The sequence below is a fragment of the Microbacterium meiriae genome, from assembly GCF_040686935.1.
GTDB lineage: Bacteria > Actinomycetota > Actinomycetes > Actinomycetales > Microbacteriaceae > Microbacterium > Microbacterium meiriae.
Genome location: NZ_JBFBMF010000003.1, coordinates 35,319 through 51,266 on the forward strand (window position 1 = coordinate 35,319; position 15,948 = coordinate 51,266).

17 protein-coding genes are annotated in these 15,948 nt (G+C 68.1%); 11 read left to right on the forward strand and 6 right to left on the reverse strand.

Features of this window, described 5'->3' with window-relative positions; translation table 11 throughout:
- Nucleotides 1–2: 2 nt before the first annotated feature.
- Complete coding sequence (locus tag AB0P08_RS10015; protein WP_363589753.1) at nucleotides 3–818, forward strand: cytochrome c biogenesis CcdA family protein; 816 nt, start codon at nucleotides 3–5, stop codon at nucleotides 816–818.
- Between the two features lie 54 nt (nucleotides 819–872).
- On the opposite strand, the gene AB0P08_RS10020 is transcribed toward AB0P08_RS10015, so the two are convergent.
- Nucleotides 873–1,634: a GntR family transcriptional regulator gene (locus AB0P08_RS10020; protein WP_363589755.1), complete on the reverse strand. Its 762-nt coding sequence runs from the start codon at nucleotides 1,632–1,634 to the stop codon at nucleotides 873–875.
- A 155-nt stretch (nucleotides 1,635–1,789) separates the two neighbouring features.
- Between AB0P08_RS10020 and iolC the strand changes: the two genes are divergently transcribed.
- From iolC to AB0P08_RS10060, 8 genes are all read left to right on the forward strand, one after another.
- The gene (gene iolC, locus AB0P08_RS10025) at nucleotides 1,790–2,746 is read left to right on the forward strand and encodes a 5-dehydro-2-deoxygluconokinase (RefSeq protein ID WP_363589757.1); all 957 of its coding nucleotides are present in this window, start codon (nucleotides 1,790–1,792) and stop codon (nucleotides 2,744–2,746) included.
- Complete coding sequence (locus AB0P08_RS10030) at nucleotides 2,743–3,648, forward strand: class I fructose-bisphosphate aldolase (RefSeq protein ID WP_363589759.1); 906 nt, start codon at nucleotides 2,743–2,745, stop codon at nucleotides 3,646–3,648. The genes iolC and AB0P08_RS10030 overlap by 4 nt, the downstream gene beginning before the upstream one ends.
- 53 nt (nucleotides 3,649–3,701) lie before the next feature.
- Nucleotides 3,702–5,219, forward strand: a complete 1,518-nt coding sequence (locus AB0P08_RS10035; RefSeq protein WP_363589761.1) for a CoA-acylating methylmalonate-semialdehyde dehydrogenase — start codon at nucleotides 3,702–3,704, stop codon at nucleotides 5,217–5,219.
- 62 nt (nucleotides 5,220–5,281) lie between these two features.
- Entirely contained in the window at nucleotides 5,282–6,202 is a 921-nt protein-coding gene (gene iolB, locus AB0P08_RS10040; protein ID WP_363589763.1) for a 5-deoxy-glucuronate isomerase, read from the forward strand.
- Nucleotides 6,202–8,115 carry a 3D-(3,5/4)-trihydroxycyclohexane-1,2-dione acylhydrolase (decyclizing) gene (gene iolD, locus AB0P08_RS10045; protein ID WP_363589765.1) on the forward strand — a complete coding sequence of 638 codons (1,914 nt, stop codon included), beginning with the start codon at nucleotides 6,202–6,204 and terminating at the stop codon, nucleotides 8,113–8,115. Before iolB ends, iolD begins: the two co-directional genes overlap by 1 nt.
- Nucleotides 8,116–8,151: 36 nt before the next feature.
- The gene (locus tag AB0P08_RS10050; RefSeq protein WP_363589767.1) at nucleotides 8,152–9,102 is read left to right on the forward strand and encodes a sugar phosphate isomerase/epimerase family protein; all 951 of its coding nucleotides are present in this window, start codon (nucleotides 8,152–8,154) and stop codon (nucleotides 9,100–9,102) included.
- A 22-nt stretch (nucleotides 9,103–9,124) separates the two neighbouring features.
- Nucleotides 9,125–10,138 (forward strand): Gfo/Idh/MocA family oxidoreductase, encoded by a 1,014-nt coding sequence (locus AB0P08_RS10055; RefSeq protein WP_363589769.1) that lies wholly within the window; start codon nucleotides 9,125–9,127, stop codon nucleotides 10,136–10,138.
- Nucleotides 10,139–10,155: 17 nt separating this feature from the next.
- Nucleotides 10,156–11,022: a sugar phosphate isomerase/epimerase family protein gene (locus tag AB0P08_RS10060; RefSeq protein ID WP_363589770.1), complete on the forward strand. Its 867-nt coding sequence runs from the start codon at nucleotides 10,156–10,158 to the stop codon at nucleotides 11,020–11,022.
- Nucleotides 11,023–11,082: 60 nt separating this feature from the next.
- Here AB0P08_RS10060 and AB0P08_RS10065 read toward each other — a convergent pair whose 3' ends face one another.
- Together AB0P08_RS10065 and AB0P08_RS10070 are read right to left on the reverse strand one after the other, a co-directional pair.
- Nucleotides 11,083–12,090 carry a sugar phosphate isomerase/epimerase family protein gene (locus AB0P08_RS10065; protein WP_363590145.1) on the reverse strand — a complete coding sequence of 336 codons (1,008 nt, stop codon included), beginning with the start codon at nucleotides 12,088–12,090 and terminating at the stop codon, nucleotides 11,083–11,085.
- 71 nt (nucleotides 12,091–12,161) lie between these two features.
- Entirely contained in the window at nucleotides 12,162–13,610 is a 1,449-nt protein-coding gene (locus AB0P08_RS10070; RefSeq protein ID WP_363589771.1) for a sugar porter family MFS transporter, read from the reverse strand.
- A 182-nt stretch (nucleotides 13,611–13,792) separates the two neighbouring features.
- On the opposite strand from AB0P08_RS10070, the gene AB0P08_RS10075 reads away from it, so the two are divergent.
- A complete protein-coding gene (locus AB0P08_RS10075) occupies nucleotides 13,793–14,200 on the forward strand; it encodes a tautomerase family protein (protein ID WP_363589772.1) in 408 nt (135 codons plus the stop codon).
- Nucleotides 14,201–14,211: 11 nt separating this feature from the next.
- A complete protein-coding gene (locus AB0P08_RS10080) occupies nucleotides 14,212–14,388 on the forward strand; it encodes a hypothetical protein (RefSeq protein ID WP_363589773.1) in 177 nt (58 codons plus the stop codon).
- A 107-nt stretch (nucleotides 14,389–14,495) separates the two neighbouring features.
- Here the strand turns inward: AB0P08_RS10080 and AB0P08_RS10085 are convergent, their stop codons facing one another.
- From AB0P08_RS10085 to AB0P08_RS10095, 3 genes are all read right to left on the reverse strand, one after another.
- Nucleotides 14,496–14,771, reverse strand: coding sequence for a hypothetical protein (locus AB0P08_RS10085; protein WP_363589774.1), 276 nt, complete (start codon nucleotides 14,769–14,771; stop codon nucleotides 14,496–14,498).
- A 94-nt stretch (nucleotides 14,772–14,865) separates the two neighbouring features.
- The gene (locus AB0P08_RS10090; protein WP_259954064.1) at nucleotides 14,866–15,342 is read right to left on the reverse strand and encodes an adenylyltransferase/cytidyltransferase family protein; all 477 of its coding nucleotides are present in this window, start codon (nucleotides 15,340–15,342) and stop codon (nucleotides 14,866–14,868) included.
- Between the two features lie 73 nt (nucleotides 15,343–15,415).
- Complete coding sequence (locus tag AB0P08_RS10095) at nucleotides 15,416–15,856, reverse strand: hypothetical protein (protein WP_363589775.1); 441 nt, start codon at nucleotides 15,854–15,856, stop codon at nucleotides 15,416–15,418.
- Nucleotides 15,857–15,948: the final 92 nt, after the last annotated feature.

Genomic DNA, 15,948 nt, shown 5'->3' on the forward strand with positions numbered 1-15,948 from the left:
CGGTGGAGATCGGCATTCTCGGCGCCCTGGTCGGTGGAGTGCTCACGCTCCTCAGCCCGTGCTCGGTGATGCTTCTGCCGGCGTTCTTCTCCTACGCCTTCTCCAGCCCCACGCGGTTGCTCTCACGAACCGGCGTGTTCTACCTGGGGCTCATCACCACACTCGTCCCGCTGGGCGTCCTCGCCGGCACCCTGGGCGCTTTCGTCAACGAGCATCGCGTCACGTTCGTGACGGTCGCCGCCATCATCGTCATCGTGCTCGGTGCAGCGATGGCCGCCAACGTCCCGATCCCGTTCCTCCGCGGCGGCGCCGGCCTGCGCAACACGTCGCCCGCCTCGGTCTACGCACTCGGAACCGTGTACGGCCTCGCCGGCGTCTGCGCCGGGCCGCTGCTCGGAGCCGTGCTGACGGTCGCGGCCCTCGGCGGTAACGCCGTGTACGGCGGGATCATCCTCATGGTGTTCGCCGCAGGCATGGCATTGCCGTTGCTGGTCCTGGCGTTGGTATGGGGCCGTCTGCCATTCGTTCGCCGGCTGGTCCGGCCCCGCGAACTACGCCTCGGGCGATGGCGGAACACCTGGACCGGGCTTGTCGGCGGTGTGCTGACGATGGCGTTGGGTGTGCTGCTCCTCGTCACGGAGGGCACGTCGTCCCTGGGGGGTGTCCTCGGGACGACGCAACAGATGCGGCTTGAAGGGTGGGTCTATGACGTGACACGGGCGGTGCCCGACGTCGTCGTCGTCATGCTCGTCCTCGTCGTCGCCGGCGGAGCCTGGGCCGCAGCCTGGTGGGCGCGCCGTCGGCGGCTGCTGCGCTGACCTCCGATGCGGCGGATGCTGCGCCACCGCGCGACATCACCTCGCCGACTCGCCCTACTTCGCGACGAGCGTCGTCTCGAAGCTGTAGAGGTCGGGGCGGTAGATGTGGACGCCGAACTCGATGGCGCGGCCGGCGCCGTCGAACGACGTGCGCTCCATCTGCAGCACGGGGCCGTCGCGGTCGATGTCGAGGAGCTTGCCTTCGTCGTCGTGCGCGCGGCGCGCGCCGATCCTCTGCTTGGCGACGCGGATCGTCACGCCGCGCCCGCGGAGGAGCTGATACAGGCCCTGCTCCTCGAGCTGCTCGCGAGTGATCTCGGCCACGTCGGCGGGGAACCAGTTCTCGAGGATGGCCACGGGGTTGTCGTCGGATGTGCGACGGCGGCGGATGTGCAGCACCTCCGTACCCACGGCGAGGCCGAGGTGATCGGCCACGTTCTCCGGGGCCGGCGTGAGTTCGTGCAGCAGCACGGTGGTACCGGGGTTGTGCTGGGAACCCTGGAGATCGTCGTACAGACTCGTCAGCTCGACCTGACGGGTGACCTGTCCCTGCACGACCTGCGTGCCGATGCCGCGTCGGCGCACGAGCAATCCGCGGTCGACCAGCTCCTGGATGGCGCGGCGGATGGTCGGACGCGACAACCCAAGACGCTCGCCGATCGCGATCTCGTTCTCCAGGCGGGCGCCCGGCGGGATCTCGCCGGATCGGATCGCGGCTTCCAGGCGACTGGACACCTGGAAGTACAGGGGGATGGGCCCCGTTCTGTCGAGGTCGAGGAAGAGGTGGTCGGGCCATACTCCGTCGGTTGTCGCCATCCTCTGCTCTCCTTCGTTTGTCGCGACAATATTACCTGCGCGGCGCGGTTGTCACCTCTGCGCGAGGCGGGTCTTCCTCACTTGCGGGGCCGAGCTATTGTGTTATTGTTAGGACATAGTTCATCCGCGACGAGCAGGAAGTTGCACACAGGAGTATGACCGGCGAAAACACCCCCGACGTGGTCGCCCTCGGGCGCCTCGGCGTCGACATCTACCCGTTGGAGAGCGGTGTCGGGCTCGAAGACGTCTCCACCTTCGGCAAGTTCCTCGGTGGCAGCGCGGCGAACGTGGCCGTGGCAGCCGCTCGCTACGGTCGAACGGTGCAGCTCGTCTCGCGCACCGGTGACGATCCGTTCGGACGCTACCTGCACACCGAGCTCCGTCGCCTCGGCGTGGACGACGTCGCCGTCGCCGTCGATCCGGCCCTCAAGACGCCCGTCACGTTCTGCGAGATCTTCCCGCCCGATGACTTCCCGCTGTACTTCTACCGCGAGCCGAAAGCGCCCGACCTCAACATCACGCCGGACCAGCTGAATGCCGCCGCGATCCGCGGCGCCGGCGTGCTGTGGGCCACGGTCACCGGACTCTCGCAGGAGCCGAGTCGTCAGACGCACTTCGATGCGTGGGCCCTCCGGGACCGTGCCGGCCACACCATCCTCGACCTCGACTATCGCCCCACGTTCTGGTCGGACCCTGCCGAGGCGACTCGGCAGGTCGCGCGGGCGCTGGAACACGTGACCGTCGCCGTCGGCAATCGCGAGGAGTGCGAGATCGCTGTCGGGGAGACGGAACCGCTCCGCGCGGCTGATGCGCTCCTCGAACGCGGCGTGAGTCTCGCCATCGTCAAGCAGGGCCCCAAAGGCGTGCTGGCCAAGACCGCCGACGAGGTCGTCGAGGTGCCGCCGCACTTCGTCGACGTGGTGAACGGCCTCGGGGCGGGGGACGCTTTCGGCGGAGCGCTGTGCCACGGGCTCCTCGCCGGCTGGGGCCTGGAACGAATCCTCCGCTTCGCCAACGTCGCCGGGGCCATCGTCGCCTCGAGGCTCGAGTGCTCGACCGCCATGCCGACCGAGGCAGAGGTGCAGGATCTCGTGGAAGGAGGCCGGGGATGACCGGTATCACCCTGTCGGCAGAGGACTTCGCCCGTCTGCGCGACCTGCGCGCCTCGGCTCCCGACCGGATCGCGACGATGCTGCGCACTCGCCGTCGCCGCGAGCTCCTCGGCGCAGACGGCAAGCTCTTCATCGTCGCCGCCGACCATCCGGCCCGCGGTGCGCTCGGGGTGGGCTCCGACCCGATGGCGATGGCCGATCGCTACGACCTGCTCGACCGGCTGGCGACGGCGCTGCAGCGTCCGGGCGTCGACGGCGTGCTCGGTACCCCCGACATCATCGATGACCTCGCCGGTCTCGGACTGCTCGACGACAAGATCGTGGTCGGCTCGATGAATCGCGGTGGTCTGCGCGGCGCCTCGTTCGAGATGGACGACCGCTACGGGGCCTACACGATCGACGAGCTCGTGACCATCGGCGCGGATTTCGCCAAGACCCTCGTCCGCATCAACCTCGACGACGCCGGGACGGCCCCGACCCTGCAGGCGACCGCCGAAGCGGTGACCGCGGCCGCCGGGGCCGGACTGCCGATCATGCTCGAGCCGTTCCTGAGTCGGTGGGTCGACGGACGCATCGTGAACGACCTCACCGCCGACGCCGTGATCTCGTCGATCGCGATCGCCGCCGGCCTCGGAGCTTCCTCGGCGTACACCTGGATGAAGCTCCCCGTCGTGGACGACATGGCGCGCGTGATGGCCGCCACCACCATGCCGACGCTGCTGCTCGGCGGTGACTCCGGGGCCGACCCCGATGAGACGTTCGCGGCCTGGGAAGACGCCCTCGCGCTCCCCGGCGTGCGCGGGCTCACCGTCGGTCGTACTCTCCTCTACCCCCCGGACGGAGACGTCGTCTCCGCCGTCGACGCTGCGGCGGGGCTCGTCCGCAGCGCCTCGCCGGCGTGACCCGATCGACCTGTCCCGTCTCCTGAACCGCATCGCATCGCTGAAGGAATCCCATGAGCACCGAAACTCGCACCATCCCGCACTGGATCGACGGCGCGGAGCGCGCGTCGCTGAGCGGCCGCACCGCTCCTGTCCACAACCCCGCAACGGGCGCGGTCAGCGCACAAGTCGCGCTCGCCGATCAGTCCGAGATCGACGAGGCCATCGCGTCCGCCGACCGCGGCTTCCGGGTCTGGAAGAACTACTCGATCGCGAAGCGTCAGAGCGTGCTGTTCGCGTTCCGTGAGCTGTTGAACTCCCGGAAGCCCGAACTGGCGCGGATCGTGACCGCCGAGCACGGCAAAGTCGTCTCGGACGCGATGGGGGAGATCCTGCGCGGCCAGGAGGTCGTGGAACTCGCGACGGGATTCCCGCACCTGATCAAGGGCGCTTTCAGCGAGAACGCCTCCACCGGGATCGACGTGTACTCGCTCAAGCAGCCGCTGGGCGTGGTCGGTGTGATCTCGCCCTTCAACTTCCCGGTCATGGTCCCCTTGTGGTTCGTTCCGATCGCGATCGCCGCCGGGAACGCCGTCGTCCTCAAGCCGAGCGAGAAGGACCCGTCGGCCGCGCTCTGGCTGGCGCGGATCTGGAAGGAAGCAGGTCTTCCCGACGGAGTCTTCACCGTGCTGCAGGGTGACAAGCTCGCCGTCGACGGTCTGCTGAACAGCCCGGTCGTCCAGTCGATCTCGTTCGTCGGATCGACGCCGATCGCCCAGTACATCTACGAGACGGCCTCCAAGAACGGCAAGCGCGTCCAGGCGCTGGGCGGTGCGAAGAACCACATGCTCGTCCTCCCGGATGCCGACCTCGACCTCGTCGCCGACCAGGCGGTCAACGCCGGCTTCGGCGCCGCCGGGGAGCGCTGTATGGCGATCTCGGTCGTGCTCGCCGTCGAGCCCGTCGCCGATGAGCTGATCGGCAAGATCACCGATCGCATCGCGAATCTCACGATCGGCGACGGCGTCGGCGTCGACGGCGTCGAACCGGACATGGGGCCCCTGATCACCGACGTGCACCGCGACAAGGTGTCGTCGTACGTCGATATCGCCGAAGCCGACGGGGCCACGATCGTGGTCGACGGTCGCGGCTTCACGGTCGACGGCCACGAGGACGGATTCTTCTTCGGCCCGACCCTGATCGATGACCTGCCGACGACATCGCGCGCCTACACCGAGGAGATCTTCGGCCCCGTCCTGTCGGTCGTGCGGGTGCAGAGCTACGAGGAGGGCCTGGCGCTCATCAACTCCGGCGAGTTCGGGAACGGTACCGCGATCTTCACCAACGACGGGGGAGCGGCTCGCCGCTTCCAGAGCGAGGTCGAGGTGGGCATGATCGGCATCAACGTGCCGATTCCGGTCCCGGTCGCGTACCACTCGTTCGGCGGGTGGAAGAAGTCCCTCTTCGGGGACGCGAAGGCGTACGGGGTCCACGGTTTCGACTTCTTCACCCGCGAGAAGGCGGTGACCAGCCGGTGGCTGGACCCGGCGACCCACGGCGGCATCAACCTGGGCTTCCCCCAGAACGACTGACATCACAGACTGGATGCCGCCCCGCCAGGGAAGGGGCGGCATCCTCACCCGAGAGCACGAGAATGAGCACCATCGAAGACCGCTGGTTCCATCGCCGAGGCGCACTGGCCCGTGAGGGCTGGGAGAGCGTCGTCGACGCCACCCTGCCCGGTTGGGAGCACACCGGCATCCGCGTGGCTGATCTGGCAGACGGAGACGCCGCCGACCTGACGGCCATGGATGTGGAACGCATCATCGTGCCGCTGGCGGGCTCCTTCCGCGTCGCCCATCATCACCACCCCGGCGAATGGCATACCCGCCTACACGGCCGGGGTTCGGTGTTCGACGGCCCCACCGATGTGCTCTTCCTCTCGATCGGCACGACGGCGACGATCACCGGTGAGGGCCGCGTCGCCATCGCGGAGGCGCCGACGACCGAGCGGCGCGAGTGGCAGTACATCGCGGCGGAGGAGACTCCGGTCGAACTGCGCGGCGCGGGGCGATCCAGTCGTCAGGTGCACAACTTCGGCACACCTCAGGCGCTGAACGCCGCCCGCCTCATCGTGTGCGAGGTCATCACACCGGCCGAGAACTGGTCGTCGTACCCGCCGCACAAGCATGACGAGCATCACCCGGGTCGGGAATCCCGCCTCGAGGAGATCTACTACTTCGAGGCGGCGCCCGCTCGCGTGGGCGGCAACCCGGATGCGGGGGACGCGGCGTTCGGGATGTTCAGCACGTACTCCTCTCCCGCCGGGGAGATCGACATCAACGCCAGGGTCGCCACTGGCGACATAGCGCTGGTGCCCTACGGCTACCACGGTCCTGCGGTCGCGGCGCCCGGGTACGACCTCTATTACCTCAACGTCATGGCCGGGCCCGATCCGGACCGCGCCTGGCTGATCAGCGACGACCCGGCGCATGCCTGGGTGCGCGACACCTGGGAGGGGCAGGGCTTCGATTCCCGCCTCCCCTACGAGAACGAGAAGAAGGGCGAGCGCTGATGGCGACGACGAAGACGATGACGGTCAGCCAGGCGCTGGTGGAGTTCCTCGCCCACCAGTGGACGGTGGACGGGGAGACCCGGGAGCGCACGATCGCCGGCATGTTCGGGATCTTCGGGCACGGCAACGTCGCGGGTATCGGTCAGGCTCTCAAGCAGGCCAACGTCGAGAACCCCGATCTCATGCCGTACTACCAGGCCCGCAACGAGCAGGCGATGGTGCACCAGTCCGTCGGCTACGCCCGCATGCACCGTCGCCGCGCGACGCTCGCGTCCGCTGCGTCGGTCGGACCTGGCGCGGCGAACATGCTCACCGCGGCCGCCCTGGCGACCTCGAACCGGCTCCCGGCCCTTCTGCTGCCGAGCGACACCTTCGCCACGCGCGTCGCCGATCCCGTGCTGCAGCAGCTCGAGCACCCGCACGACCCCGGGATCCAGGTCACCGATGCCTTCCGGCCGCTGTCGGTGTTCTTCGATCGGGTGCAGCGTCCCGAACAGCTGTACTCGATCGCCCTCGGAGCGATGCGCGCACTCACCGACCCCGTGCAGACGGGCGCCGTCACGATCGCACTCCCGGAGGACGTGCAGGCCGAACGCATCGACGTGCCGCTCGAATTCCTGCAGGATCGCGAGTGGCATGTGCGTCGCCCGGTTCCCGAGCGTACGGCCCTCGCCCGCGCGGTGGCCGCGATCCGCGGGGCGAAGCGGCCGTTCATCGTCGCCGGCGGTGGGGTGCTCTACTCGGGCGCCGAAGAGCAGCTGCGCGCGCTCGTCGAGGCGACGGGCATCCCCGTCGGCACCTCACAGGCGGGCGGCGGCGTCCTCGCCTGGGACCACCCGCAGAACCTGGGTGGCGTCGGCGCGACCGGCACGCTCGCCGCCAATCGTCTGGCTGCCGAAGCTGACGTCGTCATCGGCGTCGGCACCCGGTACAGCGACTTCACCACCGCGTCGCGCACGGCCTTCCAGAACCCGGATGTCGTGTTCGTCAACATCAACGTCGCGCCGTTCGATGCGTACAAGCACGGGTCGCAGCTCCCCGTGATCGCCGATGCCCGCGAGGCACTCGTCGAACTGCTGGTCGCGCTGAAGGGGTGGACGGTAGACAGCGCGTACGCCGAACATGTCGCGGCGGAGAAGGCGGCGTGGGACGCGAGCGTCGACGCGGCCTTCCAGCGCTCCGGACTCGACCGGCCGGGGCAGCCCGAGATCATCGGCGCCGTGCAGGCGGCGTCAGCGCCCGAAGACGTGGTCGTGCAGGCCGCCGGGTCGCTTCCCGGGGACCTGCACAAGCTGTGGCGCGTGCGCGACCCGCTGGGTTACCACGTGGAATACGCCTTCTCCTGCATGGGCTACGAGATCGCCGGCGGCATCGGCGCGAAGCGTGGCCTGACGGCCGCCGGCGACGACCGTGACGTGATCATCATGGTCGGTGACGGCTCGTACCTCATGCTCAACTCCGAGCTCGTCACCGCTGTGGCGGAGAACATCAAGGTGATCGTCGTCCTCATCCAGAACCACGGCTTCGCGTCGATCGGGCACCTGTCCGAGACCGTCGGATCCGAACGGTTCGGTACGTGGTACCGCGAATACGACCCGCAGGCGCGCAACTTCCAGGGCGACCGGATCCTGCCGGTGGACCTCGCCGCCAACGCCCGCAGCTACGGGCTCGATGTGATCGAGATCGATCCGAGCCCGTCCGCGATCGATGAGCTCTCGGCCGCGATCGCCACGGCGAAGGCGAAGACGACCTCGACGTTCATCCACATCAACAGCGACCCGCTCATCTACGCGCCCGACGGCGCGGGCTGGTGGGACGTGCCGGTGCCGGAGGTCTCGACCCTCGAGAGCACGCAGCGAGCGCGCACCGACTATCTCGAGCAGCAGGCGCACCAGCGCCCGCTCCTCGGCTGACCATCCCGATCTCGCAAGACGTCAACGGAGAAACCCATGACCAGTCCTTTCACCGCCCCCGCCGCCGCGGCAGCCGGAGACAACCCCGGTCTGCGGATCGGCACTGCCCCCGACTCCTGGGGCGTCTGGTTCCCCGACGACCCGAAGCAGGTCCCGTGGCAGCGCTTCCTCGATGAGGTCGTCGCGGCCGGCTACTCGTGGATCGAGCTGGGCCCGTACGGTTACCTTCCCACCGACCCGAACCAGCTCGAGGACGAGCTCGGCTCACGCGGCCTCAAGCTCTCGGCGGGTACGGTCTTCACCGGCTTCCACAAAGGGGACGATCAGTGGCAGCGCGCCTGGGACCAGGCGCTCGCTGTCGCCGGCCTCGCCTCGAAGCTGGGTGCAGAGCACCTCGTCGTGATCCCCGACCTGTGGCGCAGCGACGCGACCAGCCAGGTGCTCGAGGCGCGCACGCTCGACGACGAGCAGTGGAAGAAGCTCGCTGCCGGCCATGACCGGCTCGGCAAGGCCCTGCTCGAGGAGTTCGGCGTCCGGCAGCAGTTCCACTCGCACGCCGACAGTCACGTGGGCACGACGCGCGAGGTGCTGCGCTTCCTCGATGAGACCGACCAGCGCTACACGAATCTCTGCCTCGACACCGGTCACTTCGCCTATTACGGCGGTGACAACGTCAAGCTCATCGAGGAGCGCCCGGAGCGCATCGGCTACCTGCACCTCAAGCAGGTCGATCCCTCCCTGTTGTTCGACGTGCTGAAGAACGACGTCCCGTTCGCCGACGCTGTCACGCAGGGGATCATGATCGAGCCGCCGCACGGCGTGCCTGACCTCGCTCCGGTGATCGAGGCCGTGGCGAAGATCGACCCCGAGATCTTCGCGATCGTCGAGCAGGACATGTACGGCTGCGACGTCGAGACCCCGTTCCCGATCGCCCAGCGCACCCGCGAGCACATCTTCGGCTGCACGCACCTCGCGCGCGTCCACTGACCCCCATCCTGGAGAACCGATCATGACCACTGACCTTCGCATCGGCGTCGTCGGCGCCGGACTCATGGGCGCCGACCATATCGCCCGCATCACCCATCGCATCTCGGGCGCCGTCGTCTCGGCGATCGTCGAGCCGGATGCCGGCCGTGCCGCCGCGGCAGCCGAGAAGGCTCCCGGAGCTGCGACCTTCAGCCGCGTGGAGGACGCGATCGAAGCCGAGGCTCTGGATGCCGTGCTCATCGCCACCCCTGGACAGTTCCACGCGCCCGTGCTCGTGCCGGCCCTCGAGGCGGGGCTACCGATCCTGTGCGAGAAGCCGCTCACGCCCGACTCCGCGACCTCGCGCGAGATCATCGAGCTCGAGCAGAAGCTCGACCGCCCGCACATCCAGATCGGCTTCATGCGCCGGTTCGACCCGGAATACGCTGCGCTACGCGAGCTGATCGAGTCCGGTGACGCCGGTAACCTCGTGATGGTCCGCGGCGTGCACCGCAACCCGTCGGTGCCCGACAGCTACACCCAGAAGATGCTCATCACCGACTCGGTCGTGCACGAGTTCGACGTCATCCCGTGGTTGGCCGGATCGGCGGTGAAGTCCGTCGAGATCAAGTTCCCGCGGCGCAATGCGCTCACCCCCGAGCACCTGCGTGAGCCGATCCTCGTGATCATGGAACTCGAGAACGGCGTGCTCGTCGACGTCGAGATGAACGTCAGCGTGCAGTTCGGGTATCAGGTGGCGACCGAGGCCGTGTTCGAGAAGGGCATCGCCCGTATCGGTCAGCCCTCGGGCCTGCAGCAGTGGCGTGACGGCAGGTTCGTGGTGAACGACCACATGAGCTTCACCACTCGATTCGCCGAAGCCTACGACCGTCAGATCCAGCGGTGGGTGAACGCCGTGAGGGACGGCCGCCTCGTCGACGGCCCGAACGCCTGGGACGGGTATCTGGTCGCGCTCGCCTGCGAGGCCGGAGTGAGCGCGCTCGAGGGCGGTATCGTTCCCGTCGAGGCCGCCGAGCGTCCCGCGTTCTACGCCTGAGCCCCCGAGGAGACGACATGGTCCGCATCGCGCTCGACCCCACGCCGTATCATCATGACCACTCGCTGCTGGACTTCCCCGATGTCGCCGCACGGCTCGGTTACGACTTCCTGCATCTGACGCCGCATGCCGACTTCGCGCCGTTCTTCCGGCATCCGAAGGCGGACGACGAACTCGTCGCGGCGCTGAAGAAGCGTGCGGCGGACGCGGGCGTCACGATTCCCGCTCTCCTTCCGGTGCAACGTCTCTCGTCCCCCGAGGAGGTCCAGCGGGTCGCAGCCGTGCGCAACCTGCGGCGCGTCATCGAGCTCGCCGTCGCCCTCGAGGTTCCGGTCCTCAACACCGAGTTCTCCGGTCGTCCCGAGCGGCAGGAGGACAGCGAGGACGCGTTCTACCGCTCCATGGAGGAGCTGCTGCCAGTCCTCGAGCGCGAGGGCATCCGCATGAACATCGACCCGCATCCCGACGACTTCGTCGAGGACGGACTCGAGGCGTGGCGCGTGATCCGCGGGCTGAACAGCTCTGCCGTCGGGTTCGTCTACGTCGCCTCGCACACCTTCCACTACGGTGACCGCGCTGCCACGCTGCTCCCCGAGCTGGGAGATCGGCTGGGGGCGGTGTACACGGCGGACACGTTCGATCACCGTCGCTCGCACGGCCTTCGCTACATCTCCAACCCTCCGGGCAACGCTGCGCGCGTGCACCAGCACCTGCAGATCGGGGACGGCGACGTCGACTGGACGGAGCTTTTCGGTGTGCTCCGCTCGACCGGGTACCTGGATCGATCCGATGCGCTGATCGTGTCGAACGTCTTCGCGGAGGACGAGCGCGCCGACGAGGTCTCGCGCTTCCAGCTGCAGAAGCTGCGCGAGCTGATCGGCTGACCGGTCGAGACGGAAGGGGCCCCGGCGGATGATCCGCCGGGGCCCTTCCACGCAGGTCGATCACAGCGAGCGCTGAAGCGCAGCGTCAGCCTCCCTCAGGACGGCGGCGGCGACCTCCAGCCCCTCGATGCGTCCCAGGGAGACGTCCTCGTGCTCGATGTTCACGAGCATGTCGGGGTCGACCTCGTGCAGAGCGCGGAGGAACTCCGTCCAGTACGCGGTGTCGTGCCCGCGGCCCAGCGCGACGAAGTCCCACGCGGAGTCGACGGGCCACTGGTTGGCCCACTCGTCCCCGCCCAGGTTCGTTCGCGCCTCGTCGGGCGAGAGTCGGCGGAACCGGTTGTCGAGCACGCCGTAGAGGGCTGCGTTCGCGGGGTTGATGCGAACGTCCTTCGCCGCTGCGTGCACGACGAGGTCGCCGAGGTGGCGGATGACGGCGACCGGGTCCATCTGCTGCCAGAACAGGTGCGAGGCATCGAGTTCGACACCCAGGTGCGTCGATCCGGTGGACTCGACCAGGCGGTGGACATCCGCCGCGTTGAAGACGAGGTTCTGCGGATGCAGCTCCAGAGCGATCTTCACGTCGTGGTCTGCCGCCAGGCGGTCGAGCTCGCGCCAGAAGGGCACGGCGATGGCCCACTGGTAGTCGAGGACATCGAGGGCGGCGGAGTTCCACGCGTTGACGATCCAGTTCGGACGCGTCGCTCCCGGTTCGCCCCCGGGAAGACCTGACATCGTCACCACTCGATGCTGACCGAGGCGCTGCGCGAGGCGGATGCTGCGGCGCACATCGGCGGCATGCGCGTCTCCGATCGCGGGGTTCGGGTGCAGCGGATTGCCGTTGCAGTTCAGGCCGGCGATCTCGATGCCCGTGCCGGCGAAGAGTTCGAGGAAATCGTCGCGCGCGGCATCCGACTCGAGGATCTCGGTGAACGTCGGGATGTGCGTCGCGGGCAGGAAACCGCCCGAGTTGAGTTCGATGCCGGTCAGCCCGAGGTCCGCGACGACCTCGATCGCCTCGGGCAGGGTGCGGTCGTGCAGGACCGCGTTGTAGACGCCGAGCTTCATCGTCATCCTCCTTCGTGAGATGGCGAGGGGCGGCTCGAGACGAAGCCGGACCGCCCCCCACCGCAGTGCGATCAGTGACCGCCGAGTCGCTGGCGCCGCGGGATCGTGCGGATCGCCTGGGTGCGGAAGTCGTTCTCCAGCGTCTCCAGCGAGCGACCCTTGGTCTCGGGCACCTGACGGAGCACGAACCACAGCGAGACGGCGTTGATCGCCGCGAAGAGCGCGAACGTCCAGGTGGAGCCGATTCCCTCGACGATCTGCGGGAACACGAAGGAGATGAAGGCGTTGACGGTCCAGAGCACGAAGACGGACAGGCCCATGGCGAGCCCGCGGATGGCGAGCGGGAAGATCTCACTGAGCAGGAGCCACACGACCGTGCCGATGAAGCCCTGCACGAAGGCCACGAACAGCATCATCGCCGCGAGGATCAGGTAGCTGACGCCGTCGGAGTGCGGGGCGAGGAACACGAGCGCCAGGACGACCTGGGAGCCGACCACCCCGCTGAACCCGATCATGAGCATCTTGCGGCGGCCCACGAAACCGAGCAGCCAGATGCCGACCAGCGTCATCGTGACGCTCGTCAGGCCCACCCCGATCGTCGCGATCAGCGCGGCCTGCTCGCCGAGGCCGGTCTGGGTGAGGATGCTGGGGGCGTAGTAGTTCACGGTGTTGATGCCGGTGGCCTGCTGCACAGCGGCCAGACCGAAGCCGACGTAGAGAAGGCGCCGCATCCAGCGGTTGTCGCGCAGCGCGCGCCAGGCGTGACGGCGCTGGTCCCCCTCTGCGGACGCGTTCTGCGCGATCTCGGCGAGTTCGGTCTCGGCCTCTTCGGGGGTCCGGCTCTTGTTGAGCACGGCGCGAGCCTCCTCGAGGCGGCCCCGGGCACCGAACCACCGCGGCGACTCCGGCAGGACGAGCATTCCCAGAAGCAAAACGATGGCGGGGATCGAGGCGACGGCGAGCATGATGCGCCACACGTGGGTGTCGCTGATGAGAACGGCGAGGAGGGCGTTGATGGCGAAGGCCAGAAGCTGACCGGTGACGATCATGAGCTCGTTGATCGTGACCATACGACCGCGCTTGTCGGCCGGCGCCATCTCGGCCAGGTAGAGCGGGCACGCGACAGCCGCGGCGCCCACGCCGAACCCGAGGAGGATGCGGGCGAGAACCATGAGTGTCACGTTCGGCGCGATGGCGCAGCCGATCGCCCCGACGAGGAAGATGATCGCGCAGACGAGGAGGCTGCGCTTGCGGCCCAGGGCATCGGCGATGCGGCCCCCGAGGAGGGCGCCGAAAGCGGCCCCGGGGAAGAGCAGCGAGCTGACCACCCAGGCTTCTTCGCCGGTCGACATCGCGAGATCGTCGCGCATGTAGAGCAGAGCGCCCGAGATGACACCGGTGTCATACCCGAAGAGCAGACCGCCCAACGTGGAGATGACGGTGAGGCGGGCGAGGAAGCCGCGAGAACCGGACGTCTTTCCGGCGACCGGTGACGGTCTGGTGATGCGGGTGTTCGACACGAGGACGCTCCTTTGCGTGGTCCGCCGTCGCCAGCAGGCGACAGGCCGAGGGTGATGGATCGGGCGGCCAGGGATCCGTCCATGTTAGGACATTCTCGCATGAACGGTTCTCGTGAGCAATAGTCCGATTGACATGACAACAGCGGCTTTGTAACAATGTCAGGACAAACAAAGGAGGCGTCATGCCCCTCGTCCGCATCGACCATAGCGAGACCCGCACGAACAGCCCCGAGATCGCCGCGGCCGTCCACGACGCGATCGTCGCCGTCTACGGCATCCCGGTCCGTGACCGCTTCCAGGTGATCACCTCGCGGCCCGCCACCACCATCGTCGCCGAAGACGCCGGTCTGGGGTTCGAGCGGACAGACCCCGTCGTCATCCAGATCTTCACGCAGCGCGGACGCACCGATGAGGTCAAGCAGTCCCTGTATGCGGAAATCGCTCAGAGGCTGTCGCGGGTCGGCGTGAACGGTGAGGACGTCTTCATCGGGTACGTCGAGAACGGACCGCAGGACTGGTCGTTCGGGTTCGGCCGCGCCCAGTACCTGACCGGGGAACTCGCCGTACCCTCCAGCGCACCGACGGCATGATGCGGGGAGAGATGACCACGATCGATCTGCCTCTCGCGCAGGCCGGCGCCCGATTCCCGACCGCGCTGTGGAACGACTCCGCCGATCACGACGAGCTGCGGAGTTTCGTTCAGTCGTTCTCTGCGCCGGACGGCCTCGGTGCTTTCGACTTCCCCTCCTTCATGGAAGCTCGAAGATCATCGCAATGACCCGGATCCCCGGTCTCTTCCCCCGGCGGCTATCGGGTAGATCGACCGCTCTGCCGGACTCCCGGCGCAGGAGCTCGGCCACGTCAGTTCCTCGATGCGGCGGCACCTCAGCGTGCGCTCAGGACGAAGGCCAGAACCGCCCCCAGGACGGTGCCCGCGAGCATCGCGGCGGCCGTCCAACCGACGACGCGACCTCGGGCGACCTCGCGTTTCGTCGCGTACACGCCCGCGCCGAGGCCACCCACCACCGCTGCCGCCATCGTCACGCCGGCGACGAGAACCTGGACCCCGTAGTCCGGCGTCGGCGGGGCAGGATCGACGAGCGGAGTCGCGAAGCGGTAGGTCATGACGATGCCGAGGGCGACGAGCGAGACCGCGGTCATCGCTGCGATCAACCCCCACGCTGTCGATGTGCGCATCCGTCACCTGTTCTTTGCGGAGTTCGATGACCGGAGGTCGCCACAGGCGGAACGCGGGTCAGTGACCCGCGGCGCGCTCCGCTTCCTTCTCCGCGACGATCCGTCGAAGGCCCGAGCTGGAGAACCGATGGTCCCGGCTGTTGAAGTAGAGCTCGATGCCACTCTCCTCGCAGTACGCGCGGCCGGTGAAGTCCCGATCGCGGTACTCATCCCCGACGATGCGCACATCGAGCTTGAAGGACCGAAGGATGTCCTCGAGGTCCTGCTCCGTCGAGTACGGCACGATCTCATCCACGTGCTGACAGCCGCGAAGCTGGATGTAGCGCTCCACGACCGTCTGCGTCGGCGCGTTCTTCTCCGGGCGGTCCAGGGTCGGATCCATCTGCAGGCCGACGATGAGGTAGTCGCACTGCCGCTTCGCCTCGGCGAGCATCATGATGTGCCCTGCGTGCAGCAAGTCGAAGGTGGAGAAGGTGATCCCCACTCGCGGTCCGGGGTTGTAGTCGCGCCGTTGCGCCATGGACTCGTCAGACAAAATGTTCCCCCCTGTTTCCCGTACTCTACCGGCCCGCGCTCGCGCGTCGATTCCGGTCGCGGAGTCGCTCGCGTCAGCCGCCGTCGCCGAGCACCGGAACGCCCCAGATGCGTGCCGCGTCAGAGATCAAACGGTTCATGCCGTCCGGTGACTCCCGGCGAAGCGGCGCGTCGTCCCTGGTCACCGGGACCGGGATCGTGGCCTGTCCCGCTCCCTGCGAGACCACGATCTCGAGGGTCGGGTAGAGGAAGGCGCCCTCCTGGATGGCACCTCTCGTCACGCCCTGGATCCGATCCCGCGGCACGCTGTATGCGGTGAGGAGACGGTCCCCGCCGCGGACCACCCGGAACCCCGAAGGGTCGATGACGCCCGTGGGGCTCGCCGTCCAGATGATCAGACCCGCGAGCAGCACCCCCGTCGCGAACACCAGCGATGTCGCCACAGGCGGCTCGCCCTCGACCACGGGACGCACGAGTGTCCCCCAGACGAAGAACGCCGCCAGGGCCACAGCCATCGCGAGCATCAGTCTGTTGGCGGGCGGGTTCCGGCGCGCGGGGGCTCTCTTTCAGGAAGCAGTGAGGGCGAGGGTTGTTGGGGCTGACTGAC